Consider the following 5,047-nt stretch of genomic DNA (forward strand, 5'->3'; position numbering starts at 1 on the left):
CCCGTTCGCCATGCTGCCGTTCTGCGGCTACAACATGGGCGACTACATGGCGCACTGGATCGACGTGGCCAAGGACAAGGACCAGTCCAAGCTGCCGAAGATCTACTACGTCAACTGGTTCCGCAAGAACGACGACGGAAAGTTCGTCTGGCCCGGTTTCGGCGAGAACAGCCGCGTCCTGAAGTGGATCGTGGAGCGCCTGGAGGGCAGGGCGGAGGGCGTCGAGACGCCGATCGGCGTCCTGCCGACCAAGGAGGCGCTGGACACCGACGGCCTGGAACTCTCCGACGCCGACCTGGACTTCCTGCTCACCGTCGACAAGGACGTGTGGCGCGAGGAGGCCGCCCTGGTCCCCGACCACCTCAACACCTTCGGCGACCACACGCCCAAGGAGCTGTGGGACCAGTACCACGCGCTGGTGAAGCGCCTGGGCTGAACGCCCGCACAGACTCCGCGGCCGGTCCGGATGCCCTGACCAGCGATCGTCACGGCCGGCCGCGGGCCACACCGGCGGGGCCCCGCACAACGGCGTGCGGGGTGCCGGGCCTGTCGCCGCCCTCCGTCCGCCCCGACGGACGGGCGCCGGCAGGCCCGCCCGCTCACTTCGGCCGGTCCTCCAGGTACCGGGTGTGGGACTCCTGGCGGCGGGCCTCCGCCTCGCGCAGGACCGCCGCCAGCCGTTCCGCCTCCGTCCGCAGGAGACCGAGCTGACGCTCCAGATGGTGCTCGGGCGACTCGTTCCCGGGCGCCATCCGGGTCCACCACCGCGTCCGCGCGTAGCTGTCGACGGCCTCCGGGAGGTCCCGGCGCACCGTCCGGGACAGCACGTGCGCGCCCTCCGGGTCCTGGGCGAGCAGTTCACCGCTCCACCCGGGATCGAGCAGCGCGGCCAGCAGCTCCAGCAGGCCGTCGAGCTCCCCGGCCGCGGCGGACGGCAGGTCGACGCCCTTCAGGTAGTCCCGCAGCGTCGCGAAGTCGGCGCGCACCGCGTCCAGTTGCGCGGACGGGTCCGGGAAGTCGGGCGGCGCCGGCCGCTCCGGCGGGGCGATCAGCGCGCCCGCCCCGTACAGCCCGGCCACCACGACCGGCCAGTACGGGCCGGCCACGCCCGTGAACGTCAGCACCAGCCCCGCCAGCCCGCCCGCGCTCCCGGCGAGGTTCTTGCGGGACTCCAGGTACGCCACCGCCCTACTGATAGCCACGGATCTCCTCGAAGGCACCGTCGAGCGAGCCCTGCCCGTCGAACAGCCGGCCGCCGGTCAGCTCGGCGATGTGCTCCAGCTCCGCGCGGTCGGAGTCGCCGAACAGGACGGGGAAGACGGGGATGTCCCGCCGGTCGCCGGACAGCCCCCGGTAGAAGGCGTCGAAGTCGGCGGCCCCGGCGCCCGCGGTGTTCTCGCCGTCCGTCATCAGCACGATCGACGTGAACGCGTCCTCGCCGGTGCCGAGGTGGTCGTACGCCTTCTCCAGGGACGTGTAGATCGCGGTCTCGCCCTCGGCCCGCAGGTCCCCGGTGTCCCGGCGGATCGCCGCGAGCCCCCGCTCCGGGTCGGCGGGGTCGACGACGTGGGTGCGCACGCTCTTCACCTTTGAGCCGAACGGCATCAGGGTGACCTCCTCGCGGTCGCGGAAGTCGCCCGTGAGGCGGGTGAGGGCGCTCTTCAGACGGCTGAGCCGTTCGCCCTCCATCGAGCCGGAGGTGTCGAGGACGTACACCGTCCGTGAGGGACGGCGCAGCTCGTTCTCGTAGGCGTCGAGCAGGCCGTCGGCGACGGAACGGCTGCCGGGGAAGGGCAGTTCACGGCGCCGGTCGGTGTCCAGGCCGGCCGCGGGCGGCACGGAGGCGACGACCGGGCGGCGGTGCGTGTGGTCGGTGATCAGCCGCTGCACGGCGTCCGTGCGCAGTGCCTCGGTCACCCTGCGCACGTCCTCGCGGGCGGCCGCGTCGGCGGAGGCGAGGGAGGAGAGCGGGTAGTCGGCGGTGACGACACCGTCCTTCGGGCGGATCACGGTCAGGTTCTTGAAGCCCTCGAGGACGGACTCGTAGTTGAGGAGCGCGTCGACGTCGCCGCGGCGGGCGTACGCGCTCGCCAGCCAGCCCGACGAACCCGAGGTCAGCTTCTGCCCCCCGAAGAACTCCTTCAGCCGCGGGCGCGCCTTCGCCACGTCCGCTTCGGTGAGCGCCGACTGGGCTCCGGAGAGTGCCGAGGCGACCGAGACCAGCGTGGCGAAACCGGAGTGGGAGCGGGCCGGGTCGGTCATGCCGTAGGTGAGCCTCCCGTCCCGCACGGCCCGCTCGACCTGGGACCAGGTGACCTCCGCCGGCTTCCAGCCCAGCGCCTCGACGGTGGCCGGCTTGACGCCGATGGCGACCGGGCTGGACATGACGGGCGTCTCCGAGACGATCTTCCGGGCCGCCTCCGGGCGCAGCCGCAGGGAGTCGTTGGAGGACAGCCACACGGCGTCGTACCTGCCGTCCGTCTTCCCCGTGGCCAGCATGTCCACGGCGTCGAGGGTGCCGATGTAGGTCGGCCGGAGGGTGACGCCGGTGTCCTTCTCGACCTGCTCCAGGACCGGTGTCATGTCGCTGAGCTCGCTGGAGGCCAGGACGCGCAGGGTGCCCGGTTCGGCGGCGTTCGCGTCCTTCTCCTCCTTCTCCCCGGTGGCCGTGCACGCGGTCAGCAGGGCGGTGGCGGCGAGCAGGGCGGCCAGGGGCCGTCTCATCCGAGGCCCCCTTCCGGCGCGCCCTGCGCCCGGCTGCGCTCCAGGAACGTGTTCGCGTGCCGGAGCTCGGCGGTCAGGTTCTCCACCGTCACCGCCATCGCCTCGGTCGCCTGGACCTTGTAGGTGTCGATGGCGTCGAGGGTGCGGTAGATCTGCTGGAAGGCGGTCCGCAGCGTCTCGGCCCCGACCGCCGGGTCGGCCGCGATGCGCTGGATCTCCCCGCTCTGCGTCGCCAGCATCTCCGCGTTGGCCCGGATCAGGTCCTCGGTGGTGCCGCGCAGGGCGTCGACCTGCTCGACCACCTTCTTCTGGTTCTCCAGCGCCGAGGCCAGCATCACGGAGATCCGCAGCGCCGACACGGTCGTCGTGGCCGCCCGGTCCACGCCCTTGATCAGCTCGTCGTTGTTGCGGCGCACGACGTCCATGGCGAGGTAGCCCTGCGCGCACACCGCGAGCTGGGTGAGCAGGTCCTGGTGCTTCTGCCGGACCGGGAAGAGGACGTCGGCGCGCAGCGAGTCGGCCTGCGCCGGATCGGTGGCCTCCACCCCGGCGATGTGCTGCTCGACGGCCGTGTCCAGGGCCTCGGTCAGGACCACGTACTCCTGGAGCTTGCCCATGGTCTCCCACAGGTGGACCCGCTCGGTCTGCAACGCGGCGTTGTCCCGCCGCAGTTCGTCCTGGCCGCCCCGCAGGGACCCCACGATCCCGTTCAGCGTGCCCTGCGCGGAGGCGTACTTGGCGACGTGGTCGCGCAGCTTGTTGCCGCCGGGCAGCCGGGACAGCAGCCTGCGGCCCTTGCCCGCGGGCAGGTCCCGCGGGTCCAGGTCCTCGACCACGCGCCGCAGTTCGACCAGCGATCCGGCGACCTTGGACCGGGCGTCCCCGCCCCTGTCCGGCAGGCTGCGCACCGTGCGCTCCAGCATGCGGTTGGACTGCGCGGTCGCGGACCGCATCTCGCCGGCGCCCAGCGCGGTGATCTCGCCGACCTTGCCGGCGAACTCGGGCGAGCGGGCGTCCAGCGCGGCCAGGCCCTCGACGTACGCGGCGGCCTTGGCCGCCATGCCGGCGCGGACGCCGTCGTCGACCGGGACGAGCCCGCCGGCCTTCTCCCGCGGCACGGGAGTGACGGGCTCGGGCGGTGTGAGGATGAAGTCGCCTTCGTCGGTGCTCACCTGATGCGATCCCCCTTTATCCACGCGCCCGTTGCGCCAGCTCGCGCAGCACCGTGGAGGTGGGCACGGGCGCCTGGCGGACGCCGGTCAGTCGCTGCTTGAGATAGGCGGTGCGGCCCACGGCGGCCGCCGCGAACTCGGCGACGTCGCCCTGCGGCCGGAAGCCGTGCCGGACGGCCAGCTTCCGCAACGTCGGATCGCTGCCGAGGAGTTCGGCCAGTTTCCGGCCGTCCTCGGTGAGCGGGACGACGGTGTGGTCGCTGTTGACCGTGGTGTCCGGGTAGAGGACGACGAGGTCGTCCGCGTTCTGCTGCTCGTCGAGGAGCGTGACCACCTGGGACTCGTAGACCAGCACGAGCGGATTGCCGGCCCCGCTGACGAAGTCCCGGAACCCCGCGTCCGTGCTGGACTGCTGGGCGCCCTGGACGCGGACCAGCTTGCGCAGCAGGGGAGCGGTGCGCTCGGCCTCGGCGTCGCTCGCGACCACCTTGCCGCCGTTGGCGACGTAGGAGGCGGCGGCCAGGTACAGCGCGCCGGAGTTGGAGGTCTCCGGGTCGGTGCTGGAGATGTAGAGGGTGCCGGTCAGCTCCCCGTACTTCTCGGACCCTTCGAGCTGCTGCCAGGTCCGGTCGCGCTCGGCCGCGTCGAGGTAGGCGTCCATCTTCAGCGTGCCCGGGTTCTGCCCGTCGAGCTCGGCCAGCCCGTTCCCGGCGAGCACCTCGGCCGCCCCGCGACGGGACACGACGACGAGGGGCGAGTAGAACGGGCGCGGAAGCATCCCCCGCACCTCGTACTTCTCGGCCAGTTCGGCGGCAGGCGCCCGGCTGGACGGAAACGCCAGGTCGTACCCCGTGAGGTCCAGCCCCTCCATGGCCCAGGACCCGGAGGTCTCGGCCTCGACGGTGTAGCCCTCGGCGGCGAGGGCCTCCACCACGTCCGGATCCGCGAAGAACTCCGCCTTCTCCGATCCGATGACCATGCGCACGGTCTTCGTTGCCGTGCCCGTCTCCTCGCTGTCCCGGCCCGCGACGACGGCTGCCACCACGCCGCCGATCAGCAGGACCGCGAGGACGATGCCTGCGATACGTCTCACGCGAGGAGCGTGCTCCCGGAATCAGACGTTCCTGGCCGATCCGGGTGAACGGGGGGTG

The 5,047-nt window shown here is 72.3% G+C and carries 5 protein-coding genes; 1 reads left to right on the plus strand and 4 read right to left on the minus strand.

The window, feature by feature from the left end:
* Positions 1–436 (plus strand): phosphoenolpyruvate carboxykinase domain-containing protein (locus RIM90_RS30510; RefSeq protein WP_309063978.1); only part of this gene is annotated, 436 nt, incomplete at its 5' end.
* A 163-nt stretch (positions 437–599) separates the two neighbouring features.
* Here the strand turns inward: RIM90_RS30510 and RIM90_RS30515 are convergent.
* From RIM90_RS30515 to RIM90_RS30530, 4 genes are read right to left on the minus strand one after another with little or no spacing between them, the layout of a single operon-like run.
* On the minus strand, positions 600–1,202 hold the full coding sequence (locus tag RIM90_RS30515; RefSeq protein ID WP_309063979.1) for a hypothetical protein: 603 nt from the start codon (positions 1,200–1,202) through the stop codon (positions 600–602).
* Positions 1,189–2,724 carry a VWA domain-containing protein gene (locus RIM90_RS30520; RefSeq protein ID WP_309063980.1) on the minus strand — a complete coding sequence of 512 codons (1,536 nt, stop codon included), beginning with the start codon at positions 2,722–2,724 and terminating at the stop codon, positions 1,189–1,191. Before RIM90_RS30520 ends, RIM90_RS30515 begins: the two co-directional genes overlap by 14 nt.
* Positions 2,721–3,896 carry a toxic anion resistance protein gene (locus RIM90_RS30525; protein ID WP_309063981.1) on the minus strand — a complete coding sequence of 392 codons (1,176 nt, stop codon included), beginning with the start codon at positions 3,894–3,896 and terminating at the stop codon, positions 2,721–2,723. Before RIM90_RS30525 ends, RIM90_RS30520 begins: the two co-directional genes overlap by 4 nt.
* A 16-nt stretch (positions 3,897–3,912) precedes the next feature.
* Positions 3,913–4,989, minus strand: coding sequence for a substrate-binding domain-containing protein (locus RIM90_RS30530; RefSeq protein WP_309063982.1), 1,077 nt, complete (start codon positions 4,987–4,989; stop codon positions 3,913–3,915).
* Positions 4,990–5,047: the final 58 nt, after the last annotated feature.

Origin of the sequence: Streptomyces sp. (assembly GCF_031181555.1) — a bacterium.
GTDB lineage: Bacteria > Actinomycetota > Actinomycetes > Streptomycetales > Streptomycetaceae > Streptomyces > Streptomyces fimbriatus.

What these genes read in the sequence shown, in the direction of transcription:
- RIM90_RS30520 (WP_309063980.1), bottom strand. Translation starts at nt 2,724, where the DNA reads ATGAGACGGCCCCTGGCCGCCCTGCTCGCCGCCACCGCCCTGCTGACC.